Origin of the sequence: Streptomyces chisholmiae, from assembly GCF_031845445.1 — a bacterium.
Lineage (GTDB): Bacteria > Actinomycetota > Actinomycetes > Streptomycetales > Streptomycetaceae > Streptomyces > Streptomyces chisholmiae.
This window is the reverse complement of the sequence record NZ_JAVREO010000006.1, coordinates 75,378-97,793: the sequence shown is the minus strand read 5'-3', so window position 1 is coordinate 97,793 and position 22,416 is coordinate 75,378. Positions and strand designations below refer to the sequence as shown.

Here is a 22,416-nt window from a genome sequence, read left to right as displayed (position 1 = left end):
TGATCTCTCAGTACCGGGCCTGACCTGGTGTTTCACCGTCGGGGTGGCGGGATTTGAACCCACGACCTCTTCGTCCCGAACGAAGCGCGCTGCCAAGCTGCGCCACACCCCGGTGGAGCAGGCACTACTTTAGCTGACCAGCGGGCGTTCACGAAATCAGGTTGTGGTGGGGGTCAGGGTCAGCAGCGTCGCTTCCGGGGGGCAGGCCAGGCGGACGGGGGTGTAGCGGTTGGTTCCGCAGCCCGCGGAGACGTGGAGGTAGGAGCGGCGGTCGGCCGACTCGTGGTGGGAGAGGCCCTTGACCCGGTCGGTGTCCAGGTCGCAGTTGGTGACCAGCGCCCCGTAGAACGGCACGCACAGCTGTCCGCCGTGGGTGTGCCCCGCCAGGATCAGGGGGTAGCCGTCGGCCGTGAAGGCGTCGAGGACGCGGAGGTAGGGCGCGTGCACCACGGCGAGTGAGAGGTCGGCGTCGGGGTCAGGGCCGCCGGCGACCTCCGTGTAGCGGTCCCGCTTGATGTGTGGGTCGTCCAGCCCGGTCAAAGCGATCTCCACGCCGGCCGCCTTGAGTTGGCCGCGGGTGTTGGTGAGGTTGGCCCAGCCCGCCTCGTCGAAGGCGTCGCGCAGCAGCCACCACGGGTTGCGCGGCACGTTGCGCGCCGGCGCGTTCCCGTTCAGGCCGTGCCGTCCCGAGGCGCGTTCGAGCAGGTAGCGCGCCGGGTTGCGGAGGGCGGGCGCGTAGTAGTCGTTGGAGCCGAAGACGTACGCCCCCGGGAACTCCATCAGCGGCCCGAGGGCGTCCAGCACCTCGGGCACGGCCTCCGGGTCGGAGAGGTTGTCGCCGGTGTTGATCACCAGGTCAGGGCGGAGCCCGGCCAGCGACTGGAGCCAGCGGCGTTTCTTGTGCTGACCCGAGACCATGTGAATGTCCGAGACCTGGAGCACCCGCAGCGGGGGCGCTCCCGGCGGCAGGACGGGCACGCTCACCCGGCGCAGCCGAAAGGATCTTGCTTCGAAGCCCGCCGCGTAGGCGAGGGTGCCGGCGGCGACGGCGCTGACGGCGAGGGCTGCGTTCAGGGGGATGCGGTATCGCGCGCGCATGCGCCCATGGTCGCAGAGCCATCGAAGCCCTCGGGTACCGGCTGTCACAATGGTCGACATGACCACGTTCAAGTCCCGGCTGCAGGGCGATCTGACGGCAGCGATCAAGGAACGCGACGAGTTGCGCTCCGCCACCCTGCGGATGACGCTGGCCGCGATCACCACGGAGGAGGTGGCGGGCAAGACCGCCCGCGAGCTTTCCGATGACGAGGTGCAGAAGGTGATCGCCCGCGAGGCGAAGAAGCGCCGGGAGGCCGCCGAGGCGTTCGAGAAGGGCGGCCGGGCGGAGAGCGCCGAGCGGGAACGGGCGGAGGGCGAGGTGCTCGCGGGGTACCTGCCCCAGCCGTTGACCGACGAGGAGCTGGCCGCGCTGGTCGCGGACGCGGTGGCCGAGGCCCGCGGGCAGGGTGCCGAGGGTCCCCGGGCCATGGGCGCGGTGATGAAGCTGGTGAACCCGAGGATCGCCGGGCGGGCGGAGGGCGGCCGGGTGGCCGCCGCCGTCAAGCGGGCGCTGGCCGGCTAGTGGGCTGGGCGGCGAGCCGGGAGCCAAGAAGGCCGCGGGTCGGAAGGCTGAGGGTCACGGAGCCGGGAGCCGGAAGGCCGAGGGCCGAGGGCCGGATTTCCGGGAGCCGGAAGAGAGCCAGAAAGCCGGGAGTCGGGAAGCCGGGCGGGGAGCCGCCCGGTGGGCCGGCCCCGGCGGTCCGGGCTCTGGCGGGCCGGCAAGGTGGCCAGGCAGGCGACCGACCGGGAATTCGATGCGGCAGCCGGCCGGCATGGTGTGACGGCTTCGGCCCTGACCGGCCGGCCCGCTGTGGGGCCGGCCGGTCAGGGCCGCAGGGATGGGTCAGCCGCGTGGGCCGCCGGTGCCGTTGCGCGGCCCGTCGCCCGGACGCCACTCCCCGTCCCAGTCCTCCCAGTCGTCGGGCAGGCCCGGCAGGTTGGGGAGCGCCGGGTTGTTGCCGTCGTCAGGCGGGGCTTGATCGCCCTCCTCGTCGTCGTCCCGGTCACGGTCCCGATCGCGGTCCCTGTCCCGGTCACGGTCCCGGTCGCGGTCCCGCTCGTCCTCGGCGCGGGGCAGGTCGACCTGGGTGAAGTTGGTCGCCGGGACGCCCTGGAGCGCGCCCGTCATCGCCTGCCGCCAGATCGGGCCGGCCACTCCGGCGCCGCTGGCCCGCTCGTAGAACTGGCCGCCGATGGTGATGTTCTCCATCGGGGGCAGCGTCTGGTCGCCGCCGACCCGCACCGCGGTGGACAGCTGCGGGGTGTACCCCACGAACCAGACGTTCTTCCGCTCGTCGGTGGTACCCGTCTTGCCGGCGTTGTCCCGGTCGGTGAGGCCCACCGTCGCGCCGGTGCCGTCCTCGACCACGCCGCGCAGCATCATGTTGATGGTCCTGGCGGTGTTGGCCGACATCACCTGGCCGCACTCGGACGGCGGCACGCTCAGCTCCTCGCCGTCCGCGTTGGTCACCCCGGTGATGGCGACCGGCTCGCAGTAGACGCCCTCGTTGGCGAAGGCGGCGTAGGCGCTGGCCATCATCAGCGGCGTCGTCTCCTGGCCGCCGAGGGTGACCGAGGGGTTGGCGCCGAGCGGCTCGTCGCTGCCGCGCTCGACGCCGAGGGCGCCGGCCATGGTGATGGTCTCGCAGAGGCCGGCCTCGCGCTCCAGCTCGGCGAAGTAGGTGTTGATGGACTGACCGAGCGCGTCGGTCATGTCCCACTCACCCTCCTCGTCCTCCCGCTCGTTCTTCAGCGTCCACTCCCGCTCGTCGGCCGAACCGAGCGGCTGGCCCTCGCAGTTGCGGAAGTCGGCCATCGGGAGGGTGATCTCGTGTCCGGTCTCGTACGTCTGCGCCGGCGAGATGCCCTGCTCCAACGCGGCGGCGGCGGTGAACGGCTTGAAGGTGGAGCCCGGCTGGAAGCCGTAGGTGGTGCCGCCCATGTTGCTGGAGACGTTGAGGTTGATCGAGGTCTGGTTCTCGCCGTAGCCGTAGGGGCGGCTCTGCGCCATGGAGACGATGTGGCCGGTGCCCGGCTCGACCTGGACGACGGCCGCGGTGATCGGCTCGTCCTCCAGCGCGCCGTCCCTGGCGGCCTGCGCGGCGGCCTGCTGGGCCTGCGGGCGGAGCGTGGTCTGGATGGTCATGCCGCCGAGCGCCCACTGGGCGGCCCGCTCGTCGCGGGTCTCGCCGAAGACCGGGTTGGCGAGGAACTCCTGGTGGACGTACTCGCAGAAGAACGCCGCGTCGTTGGGCGCGGTGATGCAGCCGTTCCGCGGCTCGCTGATGGCCAGGCCCAGGTCGGCGGCCATCGCCTCCTCGGCCTCGGCCTCGGTGATGTCGCCGACCTCCAGCATCCGGCTGAGCACCGTGTTGCGGCGCTCGATCGCCACGTCCTCGTACATCACCGGGTCGTACTGGCTCGGCGACTGGACCAGGCCGGCCAGCAGCGCGGACTCGGGGAGGGAGAGGTCGGCGGCCGACTTGGAGAAGTACCGCCGGGCGGCGGCCTCCACCCCGTAGGCCTGCTGGCCGAAGTAGGTGATGTTGAGGTAGTTCTCCAGGATCTGGTCCTTGGACAGCTCCTGTTCGAGCTGGATGGCGTACTTCATCTCGCGGATCTTGCGGCCGAGGCCGGCCGCGCCGGACTGCTGCGTGGCCTCGGCCACCGCGTCCGCGTCGTCGCCGGCCGCCTCCACGAAGACGTTCTTCACGTACTGCTGGGTGAGGGTGGACGCGCCCTCGGCGACGCCCCCCGACTCCAGGTTGCGGTTGAGTGCGCGGAGGATGCCGCGCAGGTCGACGGCGCCGTGCTCGTAGAACCTGGCGTCCTCGATCGCGACGATCGCGTGCCGCAGGTCCTCGGACATCTCCTCCAGCGGCACCACGGTGCGGTCGCGGAAGTAGACGTCGGCGATCGTGTTGCCGTCGGCGTCGAGGATCGTCGTCTTCTGGCTGAGCGGCGGCCGCTTCATCATGGCCGGGATCTCGTCGAAGCCCTCGGCGGTGCCGCGGGCCGCGAGGCCGATGGCGCCGACGGCTGGCAGGGCGAGCCCCGCGAGCACCGCGCCGGAGAGCACGCTCACACCGAGGAACTTGGCCACCTGTTGGGCGCCGCTGAGGCCGCCTCCGGGACGCTTCCTACCCATGGGACCAGCCTACGTTCTCAAACGCCGGACAGGGGCCGTGGGGTTCGCCTAAGCTACTGGTGATTCACATATGGCGCGCTGAGTCAAGTTCGCACTCACCCGAAGGGGTGAGATCGCAAAGAGTCTGTAGCGCTGCCCCCAGAGATCTCCACAACCCGCACCGGCACTCTGGCCTGCGGCTCCGAACATTCACCCACTCGGGTTACTTCGCGCTTCCCATAGTCCGATCGGGCCATTCAAGATTAGACCCACTGGGGGTGTTGTGGTCTGGCTGCCTTCCGTAACGTCCTCAACTGGCAAGGGTGAATATGCCACTTGCCGCCGTGGGGGAGCCTCGATTCGGGAGAGGACGGCACCGGCATGAGCTGGGTTACCGACTGGAGTGCGCAGGCGGCCTGTCGCACGACAGATCCGGATGAGTTGTTCGTTCAGGGTGCGGCGCAGAACCGCGCCAAAGTGGTCTGCACCGGGTGTCCGGTGCGCACCGAGTGCCTGGCCGACGCGCTGGACAACCGCGTGGAGTTCGGCGTGTGGGGTGGGATGACGGAGCGCGAGCGGCGCGCGCTGCTGCGCCGGCGCCCCACGGTCACCTCCTGGCGCCGGTTGCTGGAGACGGCGCGCACGGAATACGAGCGCAGCGTGCGCTTCGGCGACGGCCGTTATCAGGATCCGGTGGACGAGTCCTTTGAGGAGTGGGCCAGGGTGGGATAAACCGATCGCCCGGGGGTGCCGCCCCCGGTCTCGTTCACGCGATCTCGTTCATGCTGCGTTCACGCCTGGCGCGGTACGGTGCACGCCGGCCGGCTATCGGCGTGTTCGGCGGTGGATTCCCCACGGTCGCTTGTCGATAACTGGTCGTTCCACGGCCGATCGGTGTCGTGTCACGTCGTTCCGTGTTGCTTTGTGGGTCGCCGAGCTGCGGCGAGATCTCCCCGCCGTCGCACGCCACGCACCGCACGCCACGCCCCTCGCACGCCGTGCTCGCCGAGCCGTGTGCCGCCGCCGGGCGGCGGCCCGGGGCGTCGGCGGTGCGTCAGCCGAGCAGCTCGCCGATGGCGCGCAGCCCGGCCAGGTCGTGCACGTCCCCGGGGAGGGCGGCCACCTCGGCCACCGGCACCTCCGGGTGCAGCGCGGTGAACCGCGCCCTGGTGCGGCGTTCCCGCGCCAACTGCCGCATGTGCTCGGCGTGGACCCGCAGCAGCTCGGCGGCGAGCCGCTCGGCCGCGTCGGCGGGCGGCGCCACCGGGTCGGTGGCCTCGGCTGTCGACTCGACCGTCGGGAGAAAGCCCGTGGGGGGAGTGGGCGTTTCGGGAGAGTGACGGTCGGCCGGTTGGTCCCGCGTGGAGTCTGCGGCGGTTGTGTGCCCGGTTTCTGTCTGCCCGGTCAGATCATCGGGCATGCTCGCCCGAGCAAGATTTTTTGTCGCCGGTCGTTCCCGCCCCGCTTCCAGGAACTCGGCGGCGGCCAGGGCCCGTTCGGCGGACAGCTCGGCCGCGTCCGAGCCGTGCACCCGGTTCAGGACCAGGCCGGCCAGCGGCATCCGGTCGGCCGCCAGCCGTTCCAGGAAGTAGGCCGCCTCCCGCAGCGCGTCCCGCTCCGGCGCCGCGACCACCAGGAACGCCGTGCCCGGGTCCTGGAGCAGCCGGTAGGTGGCGTCGGCCCGGCTGCGGAAGCCGCCGAACATGGTGTCCAGGGCGGCCACGAAGGTCTGCACGTCCCGCACCAGGCCGGCGCCCACCACCTTGTCGAGGGTGCCGGTGAACCGGGAGAGCCCGGCCAGTCCCAGGTCCATCACCTTGCGGCCGGCGCGCCCGCCGGCCTTCGCCGGGCCCATCAGCACCCGGATGAACCGGCCGTCGAGGAACGCCCCGAGCCGCTGCGGCGCGTCCAGGAAGTCCAGCGCTGACCGGCTCGGCGGGGTGTCGACGACGATCAGGTCCCACTCGTTCCGGGCGACCAGCTGGCCCAGCTTCTCCATCGCCATGTACTCCTGGGTGCCGGCGAAGCCGGTGGAGAGCGACTGGTAGAAGGGGTTCTCCAGGATGGCCCTGGCCCGGTCCGGGGCGGCGTGCTCCTCGACGGTCTCGTCGAAGGTCAGCTTCATGTCCAGCATCATGGCGAAGAGTTGGCCGCCGGCCGTCCCGTCCACCCCGGGCACCCGGCGCGGCACGTTGTCCAGTCCGGCCAGGCCCATCGACTGGGCCAGCCGGCGGGCCGGGTCGATGGTCAGCACCACCACCCGGCGGCCGCGTTCCGCGGCGCGCAGGCCGAGCGCCGCCGCGGTGGTGGTCTTGCCGACGCCGCCGGAGCCGCAGCAGACCACGACGCGGGTCTCCGGTCGGTCGAGCAGCGGGTCGAGGGCCAGGGGCGCCACCTCGGCGACCTCGGGCTCCTGGGCCGACGGGCTGGTCATCGCGGCTTCCCTTCCAGATCGGCGTCGGTCGTCGGGCGGGGCCCCGACGGGGTTCGTCGGCCTCCGTTGGTTGCCGTTGGTTGCCGTCGGTTCCGTCGGCGTCCGACAGTTCCGTTGGTTGCCGTCGGTTCCGTCCCCTGCCCGGTGGGGCCCGGGGCGGGCGGCGGGGCGCCGGGTGCCGGGGGCGGGGCCGGGATCACCACCGGTGGTCCCGCAGCCGGCGGGCCAGCCGGTAGATACCGGCCAGGTCCGCCCCGTCGGCGAGCAGCGGCAGCTCCCGGACTGGCAGCTCAAGCGCCGTCAACTCGGCGCGCTGCGCGGCCTCCAGGGACTGCCGTTCGGCGTAGTCGGCGTGCTGCGTCAGCAGCGGCCCGACCAGCCGCTCGGGCTGCCGGACGCCGGCCGAGCGGAGCGCCTCGGCCAGCGCCTCCGGTGCGACGTCGGCCGGCTCGGCGGCTGGCCCGTCGCTCGGCTCGCCGTTCGGCTCGGCCACCCGCGGACGGACCATGTTGACCACCACGGCGCCCACCGGGAGCCCGGCCGCGCGCAGTTCGGCGACGCCGTCCGCGGTCTCCTGGACCGGCATCTCCTCCAGCAGGGTCACCAGGTGGACGGCCGTCTCGGCCGACTTCAGCACCCCCATCACCGCCTGCGCCTGCTGGTGGATGGGCCCCATCCTGGCCAGCCCGGCGACCTCGTCGTTGACGCCGAGGAACCGGGTGACCCGGCCGGTCGGCGGGGCGTCCATCACCACCGCGTCGTAGACGAAGCGGCCGTCCGGCCGGCGCCGCCTGGTCGCCTCGCAGACCTTGCCGGTGAGCAGCACGTCGCGGAGACCGGGCGCGATGGTGGTGGCGAAGTCGATGGCGCCGAGCCGGCGCAGCGCCCGGCCGGCGCCGCCGAGCTTGTAGAACATCTGGAGGTAGTCGAGCAGCGCCTTCTCGGCGTCCACCGCGAGCGCGTACACCTCGCCGCCCCCGGGGCCGATGGCGATCCGGCGCTCCGCGTAGGGCAGCGCCTCGGTCTCGAAGAGCTGGGCGATGCCCTGCCGGCCCTCGACTTCGACCAGCAGGGTCCGCCGGCCCTCCTCGGCGAGCGCCAGGGCGAGCGCGGCGGCGATGGTGGTCTTGCCGGTGCCGCCCTTGCCGCTGACCACGTGCAGTCTGCGTTCCGGGGCCGTGCTTGGGGTCACGCTGGCGAGCCTAAGGGAACGGGGCGCGCGGCCGTCGGCGAGCCCGTCCGCACCCCGTGCCGGGCGGGGCCGTGGTGGTCGGTGGGGCTGGTGGGGCGGATGGGACGCCCGGCCGGGGCCTGGACCCGCCGGGTCGGCCGGGCCCAGGGCGGTGGCGGTGTCAGCGGCGGTGACTAGAGTGGCGGGCATGACGAAGTGGGAATACGCGACGGTGCCGCTCCTGGTGCACGCCACCAAGCAGATCCTGGACAACTGGGGCGAGGACGGCTGGGAGTTGGTGCAGGTCGTGCCGGGGCCCAACACGGAGCAGCTGGTGGCGTACCTCAAGCGTGAGAAGCCGCAGGAGTGAGTGCGGTGAGCGGGGTCGAGGAGCGGCTGGCGGAGCTGGGCCTGACGCTGCCGGACGTGGTGCCGCCGGTCGCCGCCTACGTGCCGGCCGTGGTGACCGGCCGCTATGTGTACACCTCGGGCCAGGTGCCGCTGGTTGCCGGTGAGCTGCCGGTGGCCGGCAAGGTCGGCGCCGAGGTCACCCCGGAGCAGGCCAAGGACCTGGCGCGGGTCTGCGCGCTCAACGCGCTGGCCGCGGTGAAGTCCGTGGTCGGCGATCTGGACCGGGTGGCGCGGGTGGTCAAGGTCCTGGGCTTCGTCGCCTCGGCGCCGGGGTTCACCGGCCAGCCCCAGGTGATCAACGGCGCCAGCGAGCTGCTGGGCGAGGTCTTCGGCGAGCGCGGCCGGCACGCCAGGAGCGCGGTCGGCGTGGCGGTGCTGCCGCTGGACGCGCCGGTCGAGGTCGAGATGCAGGTGGAGTTGGCCGACGGCTGACCCGCGCCCGGCCGGCCCGGCGGCCGGCCACGGGACGGCCGGTCGACGCCCGGTCGGCCGCCGGCTGGTCGGTCGCCGCCCGGTCGCCCGTTCCCCGGTCCTGGGGCGCACCACCGTGCCACAATGGCGCGCTGACAGGCCCCCAGCAGCCCGGGGACGGCACGGACGGAGACACAGGGGGTAGGGCGTGCAGGAGCTGAGGGCCGGCGATCCGCGGCAGATCGGCGGCTACCGCGTGCTGGGGCGCATCGGCGCCGGCGGGATGGGCGAGGTCTTCCTCGGCAGAAGCCGCGGCGGCCGGTCGGTGGCGGTCAAGGTGGTCTCCCGCGGGGCGGCGGACGACCCGGGGTTCCGGGCCAGGTTCGCCCGTGAGGTGCGGGCCGCCCGGCAGGTCTCGGGGCCGGGCACGGTCCCGGTGGTGGACGCCGATCCCGAGGCCGAACTGCCCTGGTACGCCTCCGACTACGTGCCGGGCCCCTCGCTGGCCGTCGCGGTGAGCCAGCACGGCGCGCTGCCGGTGGGCTCGGTGTGGCGGCTGGCGGCCGGGCTCGCCGAGACGCTCGCCCAGATCCACGGCCAGGGCCTGATCCACCGCGACGTCAAGCCGCACAACCTGCTGCTGTCCGCCTCCGGGCCCCGGCTGATCGACTTCGGGATCGCCCGCGCCTCGGCCACCGGCGGGCTCACCATGACCGGCGCCCGGCTGGGCACCGAGGGTTACATGTCGCCGGAGCAGTGGGCGGGCGAGCGGGTCACGCCGGCCACCGACGTCTACAGCTACGGCCTGCTGCTCGCCTTCGCCGCCACCGGGCAGAACCCGCGCCCCGGCGTCGCGCTGCGGCTGGACGAGCTGCCGATGGAGCTGGCCCAGCTGATCCGGGCCTGCCTCGCCGAGCGGCCCGAGGACCGTCCCGACGCCGCCGACCTGCACACCTGGGCCCGGCGGCTGGACCGCGACGGGGACGCCTGGCTGCCGGAGAGCGTGCTCACGGTGATCGCCCGCACCTCGGAGCAGCTGCTCAACCTGGCGGCCGAGGCGGACGACGAGGACCCGCGGGACTGGGCCGAGCCGCGGCCCGACCCCGACGGCCCGTGGGACCGGACCACGCGCGGCGCCCGCGGCCACGGACACCTGCCGACCAGCCCGGACACCCCGACCCCGCCGGGGCCGCCGGGCGGCTGGGGGGCCGCGTTCCACGCGGCGCCCACCGGGCGGGCGGCCGCGGGCGCCGGCCCGCACACGCCGCCGCCGAGCGCGCCGCCCGGGGGCGGGTATCCGGCGGTCGGGGCGCCGGCGGGGGGCTACGGCTACCCGCCTCCGGGGACGCCCTACCCGCCGCCGGGCGGGAGCGGCGGTTCGGTGCCGGCCGGCCCGACCGGCACCGGGCCCTGGCCCGGCGGGCCCGCGGGCGGCGCCGCCCCGATGGTCGCGCCCTGGGTCCGCGACGGCCTGCCGGGCAAACCGGTCATCGCCGTCATCCCGCTGCTGTTCATCCTGTTGGAGCTTTCGGCCGCGCTGGGGGACCGGTCCTTCTGGGTCGGCGTCGTGCTCGCCGGCGCGCTGAACGTGGTGCTGTTCGGCTGGGCGCTGGGGCTGCACTTCGCGGGCCGCCGGCTGACCTTCGCGCCCGCGGTTCCCGCGGTGCTCTCCTGGTGCGGGCAGGTGCTGTCGTTCTGGGTGCTGATGACGCTGGGGATGCTCCTCAGCGGGCTGGTGCTCAGCACGGTCGGGACGGAGGGGAGATTCGGGCTGGTCCTGTCCTGGCTCACGCTGCTGGCGATGATCTACGTGCTGCCGGCGAGCTTCGCCAGACGCCGCCGCTGGCGCACCGAGCCGGTGGTCTGGGGCGGCTGACCGGCCGCCCGCGGCGGTCACCTGGGGTGACGCGGCCGGCGCGGCGCGTTGTCAGTGGCTTCGGGTACAACTGACCGCATGACTGATTCCGCGTCGCAGGAGCCGAAGAACGTGCCGGCGGACGGTGCCGCCGCCGAAGTGCCCGACTGGGAGCTGCGGTTCCGGGCGCCGCGGGTGAGCCTGCCGCGCTGGGCCCGCGAGGCGCCCGATCGTGCCCTGTTCATCTCCAACGCCACCGGCACCTTCGAGTTGTACGCCTGGGACCGCGGCACGGGCCAGCGGCGGCAGGCCACCGACCGGCCCAACGGGACAGTCTCCGGCCGGCTTTCGCCGGACGGCGAGTGGATCTGGTGGTTCGACGACACGGACGGCGACGAGTTCGGCGTCTGGCGGCGGCAGCCGTTCCACGGCGGGCCGGACGAGCCGGCGGTGCCCGGGTTGGCGGCCGGCTATCCCAGCGGCCTGGCCCTGGGCCGGGACGGCACGGTGGTGGTCGGCCGGGACACCGAGGAGCACGGCACCACGCTGCACGTCCGGCGCCCCGGCGAGGAGGGGCCGACGGAGGTCTACCGCCACCGGCAGTCCGCCGGGGTGGGCGATCTCTCGCACGACGCCTCGCTGTTGGCGATCGAGCACACCGAGCACGGCGACGCGATGCACTCCGCGATCCGGGTCACACGGCTGGACGGCTCGCCCGTCGCCGAGTTGGACGACACGGCGGGTGGCACGGTCGAGTTGGGCCTGTCCGTGCTCGGGTTCGCCCCGCTGCCGGGCGACAGCCGGCTGCTCGTCGGCCACCAGCGGCACGGCCGTTGGGAGCCGCTGCTGTGGGAGCCGCTGACCGGCGAGGTGCGGGAGCTGTCCCTCGGCCTGCCAGGCGAGGTGCACGCGGACTGGTTCCCCGACGGCTCGGCGCTGTTGGTGGCGCACAGCTACCAGGCGCGGGACGAGCTGTACCGCTACACCCTGGCCGACGGCGAGTTGACCCGGCTGGAGACGCCGCCAGGCAGCGTCTCCGGGGCGACCGCCAGGCCGGACGGCGAGGTCGAGTTCCTCTGGTCGTCGGCGGCCGAGCCGCCGCAGGTCAGGTCGGTGTCGGGGCGGACGGTGCTGGAGCCGCCCGGGCTGACCGCGCCGCGCTCCGTGCCGGTGACGGACGCCTGGGTCGAGGGGCCCGGCGGCCTGGTGCACGCTCTGGTGCAACGGCCGGCGGGCGACGGCCCGTTCCCGACGGTCTTCGACATCCACGGCGGGCCGACGGCGCACGACGACGACTCCTTCGCCGCGGGCCCGGCGGCCTGGGTGGACCACGGCTTCGCCGTGGTCCGGGTCAACTACCGCGGCTCCACGGGCTACGGCCGGGCGTGGACGGACGCGCTGAAGCACCGCGTCGGACTGATCGAGCTGGAGGACATCGCGGCGGTCCGGGAGTGGGCGGTCGCCTCCGGGCTGGCCGACCCGGAGCGGCTGGTGCTGACGGGCGGTTCCTGGGGCGGCTATCTCACCCTGCTGGGGGTCGGTGTGCAGCCGGACGCCTGGGCGGTGGGGGTGGCCGCCGTGCCGGTCGCCGACTACGTCGCCGCCTACGAGGACGAGATGGAGGCGCTCAAGGCGATGGACCGCACGCTCTTCGGCGGCGCCCCGGAAGAGGAGCCCGAGCGGTGGGCCGCCTCGTCGCCGATCAGCTATGTGGAGCGGGTGAAGGCACCGGTCTACATCTCGGCCGGGGCGAACGACCCGCGCTGCCCGATCCGGCAGATCGAGAACTACGTCGCGCGGCTGGCGGAGCGGGGCCACCCGCACGAGGTGTACCGGTACGACGCCGGCCACGGCTCGCTCGTGGTGGAGGAGCGGATCAAGCAGGTGGCGATGGAGATCAGCTTCGCGCGAGCCCAGCTGCCGGCTGGTCCGACGGCTCGCTAGCCGCCGCGTCCCCCGCCGGCTCCCGGCCGGTCCCGCCCTTCGGGGCGGGGCCCGCCGGCTCGTCCAGCAGGCCGAGCTCCAGGTCGCGCTGCTGCTCCACCTCCCGGCGGAACAGCCGGAACCACATGAAGACGGCGAAGGCGGCGAAGACGAACCACTCGGCGGTGTAGCCCAGGTTCTGGAAGGCGTCCAGGTCGAGGCCGGTGCCGGTGGGCGCGGTGACGGGGACGGCGGCCATCGGCGCCGCCGGCTCCCGCACGGTGATCCAGGCGTCCTCGATCTCGTACGGCAGCACGTTGATCAGCGAGGCGGCACCGATCACCCCCAGCTCGCCGGGGGCCAGCCCCTCGGTCCTGCCGCTGACCTTGCTGGGCGACTCGGCCGCCTGGAGCGCCCCGACCACGGTCACCTCGCCGGTCGGCGGCTCCGGCGCCGTCGCCGGGTCGGCCGCGCCCGGCAGCCAGCCGCGCACCACGGGGATCGCCGGCGAGCCGTCCGCCGGCCACAGCGGCGTCAGCACGTAGAAGCCGCGCTCGCCCTCCAGCATCCGCTCCGGGACGAGGAGTTGGTGCTCGGGGTCGTAGCTGCCGGTGACCTCGGCCTGCTGGCCGACGGTCTCCGTGGTCAGCGGCAGCAGGTCGGCGAGCGGCCGGACCTCGCCGGTGCCCTCGGCCAGCTCCTCGTGGGCGCGGTGCGAGTCCACCTGGTCCTCGAACCGGCTCAGCTGCCAGGTGCCGGCGGCCAGGCAGATCGGCACGGCCAGCACCACGAAGACGTTGATCGCCCACCAGCGCGGGGTCAGCAGAAACCGGTACACGGGACAACGGTACTTGCGATGCCCGGGCCCGCGGCGCGCGGGGCGGCGGGCGTCGTCCCGCGCGCCGGCCGTGGGCCGGGGGTGGTGCGGCGGGATCGCCGTCGCCGCGGGTCAGCCGGCGGCGGCCGTCAGCACACCCGTGCGGTAGATCGTGCCCGAGCAGGTGCCGTCGAGCAGTATGCGGGCCGCGGCCGGCTCGCCGGCCGACGGGGTGTACCGCAGCACCACGTCCGAGTCGTCGCTGCCGCCCTCGACCGGCGGGGTGCCGCCGTTCGAGCCGTCCGCGCCGCCGCTGTCGCCCGGGCTGCCGCCCGGCTCGCCGGCGTCGCCGCCGCCCGGGTCCTCGCCGGTGCCGCCGGCGTCGTCGCCGCCCGGGCCCTCGACATCGCCGGTGCCGCCCGCGTCCTGGGAGCCGCCGTCGCTGTCGGAGCCGCCGGCGCCGCCGGCACCACCCGCGCCGCCGGCACCGCCCGCCCCACCGGCACCACCCGCGCCGCCCGCACCTCCGGCGCCGCCAGCTCCGCTCTCGGAGCCGTTCGCCCCGGACGAGTCGGACCCGGAGGAGCCCGCGGCCCCCGAGGCGCCGGTGGAGTCGGAGCCGGTGGTGCCACCGCCGGTGGTCTCCTCCGGATCGACCGGGTTCAGCTGCGGGCTGTGCGAGGCCTCCGCGCCGGGGGTCGGCGAGGCGGCGACCGCGCAGCCGCTGAGCGCGACCGCGTCGGGCACCCACGCGAACCGCACCTCGAAGGCCTCGCCCGGCGGCAGGATCAGCTCCTCGTGCGCCTCGTCCGGGGCGGGCAGTCCGGTGGCCCGGTCCCCCTCGGTGCGGTCGACGACCCGCACCGGCGTCGAGCCCGCGTGGTTGGAGAGCACGGCCAACTCCCCCTCGCCAGTGACCCGGCAGGGCTCGGCCGACACGTTGGTCATCCGGATCAGACCGTAGATCCGGCCCTGCTGGTCCGCCGGCTCGGTCCTGGTGGTCACCCGGCCCAGCTGTTCGCGCAGGCAGATCGGCGAGGTCACGCCGAGCGTCTCGCGGGAGTCGGAGATATCGCTCTCGCCGGTCTCGCCCGAGGGGAACGGGGTGTTCAGGCCGTCGCCCCGGCCGGTGTCACCCCGCTCGCCCAGCCCGCCGTCCTCGGACGGGAAGGACAGGCCGGTGTCGCCCTGGCCGCCGCCCTCCTGCCAGTCGCCGGGCGAGCCGGCGCCGTTGGCGGTGTCGACGGCCGACCCCTGGCCGCCGCCGGCGGAGCCGGCCACGTTGACCATCAGCGGGGCGCCGAGGCCGAACAGCGCGACCGAGGCGGCCGTGCCGAGCAGCAGGTGCCGCCGTCGGCGGCGGCGCAGCGGCACCGCCTCCTGCAGGTGTTCCAACGAGTGCGGGTTCGGCTCCAGGTCGCGGACCGCGGCGCGGAGCAGCCGTCGCAGCTCCTCGGTCTCGCCCTCGCCGCCGGCTGCCGTCCCGGCCGTGGCGTCCCGCGCCGGTCCGGTGTTCCGCGCGGTCTCGGTGTCCCGCGCCGACGCGGCGCGCTCGGCGGCGTCCGGCGGCTGGCCGGGACCGGCCGGCGGCTCGCCGTCCGGTCGCCGGGCATTCGTCGGCGCCCCGTCCGGCCCGTGGCGGGGGCCGGGGCGGTCTTCGGTCATCTGGCCGCCTCCATGGCGACCCGCAGTGCCGCGATGCCGCGCGATCCGTAGGCCTTGACCGAGCCGGCCGAGATGCCGAGCGCCTTGGCCACCTCGGCCTCGGTCATGTCGGCGAAGTACCGCAGCACCAGCACCTCGCGCTGGCGGCGTTGCAGGCCGCGCATCGCCTTGATCAGGTCGGCGCGCTCCAACTGCTCGTAGGCGCCCTCCTCGGCGCTGGCCATGTGTGGCAGCGGCTTGTTGAGGAGCTTGAGGCCGATGATCCGGCGGCGCAGGGTGGACCGGGAGAGGTTGACCACGGTCTGCCGCAGGTAGGCGAGCGTCTTCTCCGGGTCGCGCACCCGGCCGCGCGCCGAGTGCACCCGGATGAACGCCTCCTGTACGACGTCCTCGCAGGAGGCGGTGTCGTCGAGCAACAGCGCGGCCAGGCCGAGCAGGGAGCGGTAGTGCGCCCGGTAGGTCTCGGTCAGGAAGTCAACGGTGGTGCCCTCAGCCATCGTGTTGTCCACGCCCTCGCCGGCGGCGGGGAGAGGACTCGGACGCGCGGCCGGTAGCGGCGCGGTCACGGCCCCGCTCCCGGCTCCCGTCGAACCGGGGAGCGAAAAGGGTCGGGCCGGCGCCGCCATGAATCCGAGGACTTCTGCCACGCCTGTTGGACACGTTCTCCCCCGCGAAGGTTGTACGGCACGGGGGAGCTTTCGCCTATCGGGTGTTCTGCCCTCATGTGTCCCGCCTGCCGCCGATGTCCTGGTCTGGTCGATGCCTGGCGCCGCTGTGAGGACGCTGATGACGCTCCCCGTGCCGCTGTTGCATGGGGCGCGGCGCGAAGAGAGGAAATCGTCTCTCGGGTGCTCGGTCCCTAGCAAGCCGTGCCGGCCTACGAGTTGGTCACGGGGGACGTACAACGAGCCATCCGTGGGCGAGAGGGATAGCAAATGAGTCAGCGAACGCTCAGCGAACGTCAACAGCGTGGCTTTTGGCCAGAAACCGAATCGACGTGCTAGTTGGCCGCGCGGACCTGCCCGGCGACCGGCACACCCCGGCCGGGGCCTCCGTCACGGAGACCCCGGCCGGGGTGTCGTGGGCGTCAGCGCCCGGTGCCGCCGTAGACCACGGCCTCTTCGCTGTCACTGTCCAGCCCGAACGCGGTGTGCACCGCCTGGACGGCCGAGTTGGCGTCGTCCTCGCGGGTGACCACCGAGATCCGGATCTCCGAGGTGGAGATCAGCTCGATGTTCACCCCCGCGTTGGAGAGCGCCTCGAAGAACGTGGCGGTGACCCCGGGGTTGGTCTTCATCCCCGCGCCCACCAGCGAGATCTTGGCGATCTGGTCGTCGTAGCGGAGCGCGTCGAAGCCGATCAGGGCGCGCCGCTTCTCCAGCGCCTCGATGGCCCTGCGGCCCTCGGACTTGGGCAGCGTGAACGAGATGTCGGTCAGCCCGGTCGAGGCCGCGGAGACGTTCTGCACCACCATGTCGATGTTGATGGTGGCGTCGGCGATGGTCCGGAAGATCTTCGCCGCCTCACCCGGCTTGTCCGGCACCCCCACGACCGTGACCTTGGCCTCCGAGGTGTCGTGGGCCACCCCCGAGATGATTGCCTGCTCCACCGGTTCCCCTTCCTGCTGACGGCTCCCGACCCAGGTCCCTGGCTTGCCGGAGAACGACGAGCGGACGTGGATCGGGATGTTGTAACGGCGGGCGTACTCCACACACCGGTGGAGCAGCACCTTGGAGCCGGAACTGGCCAGTTCCAGCATGTCCTCGAAGGAGATCCAGTCGATCTTCCTGGCCTTCCGCACCACCCGGGGGTCGGCGGTGAAGACGCCATCGACGTCGGTGTAGATCTCACAGACCTCGGCGTCCAGCGCCGCGGCCAGCGCGACCGCCGTGGTGTCCGAGCCACCCCGGCCGAGGGTGGTGATGTCCTTGCTGCCCTGGGACACCCCCTGGAAGCCCGCGACGATCGCGATGTTCCCCTGGTCAACGGAGCTCTTGATGCGCCCCGGGGTGACATCGATGATGCGGGCCTTGTTGTGGACGGCGTCCGTGATGACGCCGGCCTGGCTCCCCGTGAACGACTGCGCCTGGTGGCCCAACGAGGTGATCGCCATGGCCAGCAGGGCCATGGAGATCCGTTCCCCGGCGGTCAACAGCATGTCCAGTTCCCGCCCCGAGGCGACGGGGGACACCTCAGCGGCGAGATCCATCAGCTCATCCGTCGTGTCGCCCATCGCGGAGACCACGACCACCACCTGGTGCCCGTTCTTCTTGGCCTCGACGATTCGCTTGGCGACCCGCTTGATACCTTCGGCATCGGCAACGGAGGAGCCGCCGTACTTCTGCACGACAAGGCCCACGTGTGCTCGCTCCTCGTGTGAGTCACTCTCCGCAGTCGCTTTGGGGACTGCGGCCGGCTGAATACTACCGAGCGGAGCGATGGCCCCGCCCGTCCAGCGACGAGCCCTGCCCGCTGGATGGGGGAACACACCGAAACAAGCACGAAACGTAACCGACCTCACATCGGCAACGGAATGCTGAAATCGATCATGGGCGGTGGGTCGGTGCCGTCGATCGCGGCTTGGGCCCGGCACCTGACCGAGGCTTAGGCCCGGCACAAAGAAGGCACATACATGAACATGCGCGGCCTGGAAGAACTCACCGAGGTGCCCGAACCCGCCTGGCCGGAACTGGTACACCTGCTCTCGACGGCCGCTGTCCCCGTCGAGATCGTGCCCGTCGACCCGGCCCTGGGCCGCGCGACGCTGCTCCAGCTCCAGGTCACCGCCCGGTCCTACCTCGGCGCCTTCGCGCTGCACTGCGGCGGGCTGCTGCTGGACGGCGGCTGGCTGCGGGTGTTCGGCAGCGCCACCGCGCGCAACCGTGCGGCGCTGCCCGGCCTGGCGGCGGTCAACGGCTTTCCCGCCGTCCCCGACGCCGCCTGGCGGCCGGGCCCCGGGCTGGTGCTGGCTCAGGACGTGCTCGGCGGCGTCTTCGTGCTGAACGGGCCGGACCCGGCCGGCTTCGGCCGCCCGGGGCGGCCGGGCGAGATGGTCTACTTCGCACCCGACACCCTCGGCTGGCAGGCGCTCGAGGTCGGGCACTCGGCCTGGTTCGACTGGTTGCTGTCGGACGGCCCGGCCACCTTCTACCAGGACCTGCGCTGGCCCGAATGGCGCACCGAGGTCCGGGCGCTGGGCGCGGCGACCGAGGGGCTGGCGGTGGCGCCGCCGCTGTGGTCGGGGGAGGCCAGGGCCGACCTGGCGGGGACCGCCAGGCGCCCCGTCCCGATGACCGAGCTGCTCGCGGTGCACCAGCGGTACGCCCGCCAGCTGACCGGCGCCGATCCCGGCTTCCTCGGGGCGCCGGCGGGGCCCCGCTGAGCCGTCCCGGGCGAGGGTGGGCACGCCCTTACTTCCGGCATATCGTGTGTTTATGGGTGTTTCTCGGCGCGGGACCGGACTCGCCTCGCTGGACGCACCGCTGACGGAGGCCCTGGCCAGGACCGGCGCCTACGGTGGGCTGGTCTACCTGCGGGGGCCCGGCTCCCGATTCCTGCGACTGGCCGTGATCAGCGGCGTGCCGCCCGGCCTCGCCTGGCAGTGGAACCGGGTCCGGCTCGACGCGCCGCTCCCGATGGCCGAGGCGGCCCGCCAGGGGCGGCTGATCTGGCGCGACGTGCAGGGGCAGGACCGGGTGACCCCCGACGAGAAGCAGGCCGCCATGGCCATGCCCTACGCGTTCGCGCTCGGCGCGGCGCCGATCCAGGACCCGCGCGACGGGCCGGACGGCTGCCGGGGCGTGGCGACCCTGCTGTGGGCCGCGTCCCATCCGCCCGGTCCCACCGAGCTTGAGGTGGCCGAACTACAGCGGGTCTGCCGCCGCCTGGCCGAGGTGTTGCGGCTGGCCGAGGAGGCCGGCGAGCCCCAGGCGCCGCCCGAGCGGCCCCGGGTACTGCTCCAGCCCAGGGGCCGCACGCCCGGTCCCGAGGAGACGCTGGCCGCGTCCGACCTGCTGGAGGGGCTGCCCGACGGCTGGTGCGCGGTGAACCTCACCGGCGAGGTCGCCTACGCCAACGGCCGGGCCGCCGAGCTGCTTGGTACCGAGGTCGAGGCGCTGATCGGCCGGCTGCCACACGAGGCCGTCCCCTGGCTGGGCGATCCGCTGATCGAGGACCGCTACCGGACGGCGATCTTCAGCCGTGAGCCGCTCTCGTTCTCCATGGCCAAGCCGTCCCGCGAGTGGCTCACCTTCCGGATCTACCCGGGGCCGCGCGGGCTCGGCATCCGGATCAGCCCGGCGCGTGAGCCGACGTCGGGCGCCGCCTCCGAGGAGCGCGCGCTGCCCACCGCTCCCGCCGAGGGCGGCGCGCTCTACCAACTGCTCCAGCTCGGCGCGGCCCTGACCCAGGCGGTCGGTGTCCACGATGTGGTGGAAACGGTCATGCAGCAGCTGCTCCCGGCCTTCGACGCCCAGGGGATGATCATCTTCGTGGCAGAAGGCGACCGACTGCGATCGGTCGGGTACCGGGGCTTCGAGCCGGACGTGGTCGAGCTGTACAACAACGCGCCCCTCCACCCGCCGCCGTCACCCGCCGCCAAGTCCCTGGTCAACCGGTCCCCCGCGTTCTACCGCTCGCGCGCGGAACTGCTCCGCGCCCACCCGGGGGTGCGCCCCTCGGCCGGCTTCCACGCCTGGGGCTTCCTGCCCCTGATCACATCCGGTCGCTCGGTGGGCTGCTTCGTGATCGCCTACAACCGGGAACATCCGTTCTCGGCCGAGGAACGCGCACTCCTGGTCTCGCTGGCCAGCCTGGTCTCCCAGGCCCTGGACCGGGCCCGGCTCTACGACGCCAAGCACCAGCTGGTGCTCAGCCTCCAGGCCGGGCTGCTGCCGCACCGGCTCCCCGAACTGCCCGGGCTCTCGGTGGCCGCCCGCTACCTCCCGGCCACCGAGGGCATCGAGATCGGCGGCGACTTCTACGACCTGATCCCGCTCGACGAGCACCGCACCGTGGCCGCCATCGGCGACGTCCAGGGGCACAACGTGACGGCGGCCGCGCTGATGGGGCAGGTGCGTACCGCCGTGCACGCCAACGCGGGGGCAGGCGCCGCGCCGGGCGAGGTGCTCCGCCGGACCAACCGGCTGCTCACCGATCTCGACCCCGGCCTCTTCACCAGCTGCCTCTACGCGCTCTACGACCGCTCGACCCACCGGCTGCGGCTGGCCAGCGCCGGCCACCCGCCGCCGCTGCTGCGCCACCCCGACGGGCGCGCCGACCTGCTGCCGGTGCCGCCCGGCCTGCTGCTGGGCATCGACCCGGCGGCCGAGTACCCGGAGACCGAGGTCCAGCTGCCGCCCGGCGCGATGCTCGTGATGTACACCGACGGGCTGATCGAGACGCCGGGCGAGGACCTGGAGGACTCGGCGCTGCGGCTGGCCGGGCACCTGGTGCACGCCGGCGACGAAGGGACGGACCAGCTCGCCGACTCCCTGCTGCACAGCACCCACCACGCGGAGACCAGGAACGACGACATCGCGCTGCTCATGCTGCGGGTCCTGGACTGAGCCGCGGGGCGCGGGCCGCGGTTTCGCCCGGCGGGGCGTGGCCGGGCTGCTGTGGGGCGCGTCCGCCGGACGCGCGCCGGTCGGTGCCGCTCAGCGCGGTGGCGACGGGGGGCGACAGCGGGGTCGTCGCGATGCTGGCCGCCGCGCCGGCCAGCACCGCGCGGCCGCTGCGCTGCTCGGCGCGGTGGCGCCCGGGTGCCGTGCCCGGCGGGTGTGCGGGCGGCGCGCGCCGCCCGGAGCGCCGACGCTCAGCGCGCGTCGCGGGTGGTGAGCCCCAGGGGCGCGCCGATCTCGGCCGCCATCACCCGGCCGGCCTGCCGCTCCAGATCGCCGTCCTCCGCCGCGCTGTCGGTGTCCAGCCCGTGCAGGTCGGCCAGCGGGGTGTTCAACCGCACGTGCGCCACCAGCGACTGGAGGGCGCGCAGCGCCGCGCTGGCGGTCGGACCCCAGTTGGTCAGGTACGAGAACTGCCACCACCACAGCGCCTCGCTGACCCGGCCCTCCCGGTAGTGGGCCATGCCGTGCCGCAGGTCGCTGACGATGTTCGCCAGATCGTCCGATATCCGCGCCGCGACCGGGGTGGCGTGCGGCACATACGGGTCGAAGACCTCGGAGTACACGTCCACCGGGGACAGCAGCACGGCCAGCCCCTCGCGCAGCGAGTCCATGTCCGGGTCGGGACCGGTGTCCGGCTCGTACCGCTCGTCCGGCACGATGTCCTCGTGCGCGCCCAACCGGCCGCCCGCCAGCAGCAGTTGCGAGACCTGCAACAGCAGGTAGGGCACCGCGCTGTCCGGGTCGTCGCCCTTGGCCACCTCGGCCACCGCGACCACGAAGCTCTCGATCTGGTCCGCGACCTGCACCGAGAAGCTGTCCGGCCCGGCGGCGCCGGCCAGCCCGTCCGTACGCGCCGCGCCGGCCCCCCGCGCCAACAGGCCGGCCTGTTCGATCTGGTCCATGGGCGTCTGATCGATCTCCGGCTCCGTCGTCGCATCGGACATCAGGCGGTCGCCTCCCCAACGGTCGCTACGTCTGCCCGGGCGGCGGCCGGGCCGGCTGCCGCCGACACCGCCGCCGTCCCGGCGTCACACCGCACCGCGTCGCACCGCGACGCGCTACACATCAAGCAGCCGCCTGCCCTCGAAGGCGCGGCCCAGGGTGACCTCGTCGGCATACTCCAAGTCTCCCCCCACCGGCAGGCCGCTGGCTAGCCGGGTGACCCGAAGGCCCAGGGGGCTTACCATCCGCGCCAGGTAGGTCGCCGTCGCCTCCCCCTCCAGGTTGGGGTCGGTGGCCAGGATCAACTCCGTGACGGAGCCGTCGGCGAGCCGGGCCAGCAGCTCCCTGATCCGCAGGTCGTCCGGGCCCACCCCGTCGATCGGGCTGATCGCGCCCCCCAACACGTGGTAGCGGCCCCGGAACTCCCGGGTCCGCTCGATGGCCACCACGTCCTTGGGCTCCTCGACCACGCAGAGCACCGTGGGGTCCCGGCGCGGGTCAGCGCAGACCCGGCACCGCTCCTCCTGCGCGACGTTGCCGCACAGCGTGCAGAACCTGACCCGCTCCTTGACCTCGGTGAGGGCGTGCGCGAGCCGGCGCACGTCGGCCGGCTCGGACTGGAGGATGTGGAAGGCGATCCGCTGGGCGCTCTTCGGGCCGACGCCCGGCAGCCGCCCCAGCTCGTCGATGAGTTCCTGGACTACGCCCTCGTACACGGGATGCCTCTTCCACTTCCACCTGCGCCGTCCACGCGGTCACCCCACGTGACCGCCGGGTCGGTGGCCGCTCCCACCGGGGGAGCCGCCACCACGGACCGAACCCCCGCCGGGGGGCGGGCCACCGTCGACCGAACCCCGGCCGGGGGCCGGACCGCCGCGGGCCAGGCCGCCCCCGGGGTCCGACGGGCCTGCCGCACCGTCGCCATGGCAACAGCCGGC

18 protein-coding genes and 1 tRNA gene are annotated in these 22,416 nt (G+C 73.7%); 8 read left to right on the top strand and 11 right to left on the bottom strand.

All coding sequences use genetic code 11. The annotated features are described in order from the left end of the window. Positions 1–38: 38 nt before the first annotated feature. Together RM844_RS11840 and RM844_RS11835 are read right to left on the bottom strand one after the other, a co-directional pair. Positions 39–112, bottom strand: a tRNA-Pro gene (locus RM844_RS11840). 44 nt (positions 113–156) lie between these two features. Next, complete coding sequence (locus tag RM844_RS11835; RefSeq protein WP_311667035.1) at positions 157–1,098, bottom strand: metallophosphoesterase; 942 nt, start codon at positions 1,096–1,098, stop codon at positions 157–159. Positions 1,099–1,156: 58 nt separating this feature from the next. Between RM844_RS11835 and RM844_RS11830 the strand changes: the two genes are divergently transcribed. Then, positions 1,157–1,621 carry a GatB/YqeY domain-containing protein gene (locus tag RM844_RS11830; protein ID WP_311667034.1) on the top strand — a complete coding sequence of 155 codons (465 nt, stop codon included), beginning with the start codon at positions 1,157–1,159 and terminating at the stop codon, positions 1,619–1,621. A 321-nt stretch (positions 1,622–1,942) separates the two neighbouring features. On the opposite strand, the gene RM844_RS11825 is transcribed toward RM844_RS11830, so the two are convergent. Beyond that, a complete protein-coding gene (locus RM844_RS11825; RefSeq protein ID WP_311667033.1) occupies positions 1,943–4,246 on the bottom strand; it encodes a transglycosylase domain-containing protein in 2,304 nt (767 codons plus the stop codon). A gap of 360 nt (positions 4,247–4,606) precedes the next feature. Between RM844_RS11825 and RM844_RS11820 the strand changes: the two genes are divergently transcribed. Beyond that, a complete protein-coding gene (locus tag RM844_RS11820) occupies positions 4,607–4,957 on the top strand; it encodes a WhiB family transcriptional regulator (RefSeq protein WP_311667032.1) in 351 nt (116 codons plus the stop codon). Positions 4,958–5,279: 322 nt separating this feature from the next. On the opposite strand, the gene RM844_RS11815 is transcribed toward RM844_RS11820, so the two are convergent. Together RM844_RS11815 and RM844_RS11810 are read right to left on the bottom strand one after the other, a co-directional pair. Beyond that, entirely contained in the window at positions 5,280–6,659 is a 1,380-nt protein-coding gene (locus tag RM844_RS11815) for an ArsA family ATPase (protein WP_311667031.1), read from the bottom strand. A 196-nt stretch (positions 6,660–6,855) separates the two neighbouring features. Beyond that, entirely contained in the window at positions 6,856–7,851 is a 996-nt protein-coding gene (locus RM844_RS11810) for an ArsA family ATPase (protein WP_311667030.1), read from the bottom strand. A gap of 187 nt (positions 7,852–8,038) precedes the next feature. On the opposite strand from RM844_RS11810, the gene RM844_RS11805 reads away from it, so the two are divergent. From RM844_RS11805 to RM844_RS11790, 4 genes are all read left to right on the top strand, one after another. Then, positions 8,039–8,200: a DUF4177 domain-containing protein gene (locus RM844_RS11805; protein WP_311667029.1), complete on the top strand. Its 162-nt coding sequence runs from the start codon at positions 8,039–8,041 to the stop codon at positions 8,198–8,200. 5 nt (positions 8,201–8,205) lie between these two features. Next, positions 8,206–8,673, top strand: a complete 468-nt coding sequence (locus RM844_RS11800) for a RidA family protein (RefSeq protein WP_311667027.1) — start codon at positions 8,206–8,208, stop codon at positions 8,671–8,673. A 187-nt stretch (positions 8,674–8,860) separates the two neighbouring features. After that, positions 8,861–10,528: a serine/threonine-protein kinase gene (locus RM844_RS11795; protein WP_311667026.1), complete on the top strand. Its 1,668-nt coding sequence runs from the start codon at positions 8,861–8,863 to the stop codon at positions 10,526–10,528. 78 nt (positions 10,529–10,606) lie between these two features. Then, positions 10,607–12,451 (top strand): S9 family peptidase, encoded by a 1,845-nt coding sequence (locus tag RM844_RS11790; protein ID WP_311667025.1) that lies wholly within the window; start codon positions 10,607–10,609, stop codon positions 12,449–12,451. Here RM844_RS11790 and RM844_RS11785 read toward each other — a convergent pair. The 4 genes from RM844_RS11785 to RM844_RS11770 form a co-directional block, all read right to left on the bottom strand. Further along, the gene (locus RM844_RS11785) at positions 12,405–13,268 is read right to left on the bottom strand and encodes an SURF1 family protein (RefSeq protein WP_311667024.1); all 864 of its coding nucleotides are present in this window, start codon (positions 13,266–13,268) and stop codon (positions 12,405–12,407) included. The two genes, RM844_RS11790 and RM844_RS11785, sit on opposite strands and share 47 nt — an antisense overlap. Before the next feature lie 111 nt (positions 13,269–13,379). After that, a complete protein-coding gene (locus RM844_RS11780; protein ID WP_311667023.1) occupies positions 13,380–14,912 on the bottom strand; it encodes an RAD23 family protein in 1,533 nt (510 codons plus the stop codon). After that, complete coding sequence (locus RM844_RS11775; RefSeq protein WP_311667267.1) at positions 14,909–15,538, bottom strand: SigE family RNA polymerase sigma factor; 630 nt, start codon at positions 15,536–15,538, stop codon at positions 14,909–14,911. The genes RM844_RS11780 and RM844_RS11775 overlap by 4 nt, the downstream gene beginning before the upstream one ends. 461 nt (positions 15,539–15,999) lie before the next feature. Next, the gene (locus tag RM844_RS11770; protein WP_311667022.1) at positions 16,000–17,271 is read right to left on the bottom strand and encodes an aspartate kinase; all 1,272 of its coding nucleotides are present in this window, start codon (positions 17,269–17,271) and stop codon (positions 16,000–16,002) included. Positions 17,272–17,544: 273 nt separating this feature from the next. Here RM844_RS11770 and RM844_RS11765 point away from each other — a divergent pair, with 273 nt between their 5' ends. Then, the gene (locus RM844_RS11765) at positions 17,545–18,294 is read left to right on the top strand and encodes a DUF2625 family protein (protein WP_311667021.1); all 750 of its coding nucleotides are present in this window, start codon (positions 17,545–17,547) and stop codon (positions 18,292–18,294) included. 52 nt (positions 18,295–18,346) lie between these two features. Next, on the top strand, positions 18,347–20,479 hold the full coding sequence (locus tag RM844_RS11760; protein WP_311667020.1) for a SpoIIE family protein phosphatase: 2,133 nt from the start codon (positions 18,347–18,349) through the stop codon (positions 20,477–20,479). A 248-nt stretch (positions 20,480–20,727) separates the two neighbouring features. Here the strand turns inward: RM844_RS11760 and RM844_RS11755 are convergent, their stop codons facing one another. Beyond that, positions 20,728–21,480, bottom strand: a complete 753-nt coding sequence (locus RM844_RS11755) for a DUF5063 domain-containing protein (RefSeq protein WP_311667019.1) — start codon at positions 21,478–21,480, stop codon at positions 20,728–20,730. 114 nt (positions 21,481–21,594) lie between these two features. Further along, positions 21,595–22,194, bottom strand: coding sequence for a recombination mediator RecR (gene recR, locus RM844_RS11750; protein WP_311667018.1), 600 nt, complete (start codon positions 22,192–22,194; stop codon positions 21,595–21,597). Positions 22,195–22,416 lie beyond the last annotated feature (222 nt).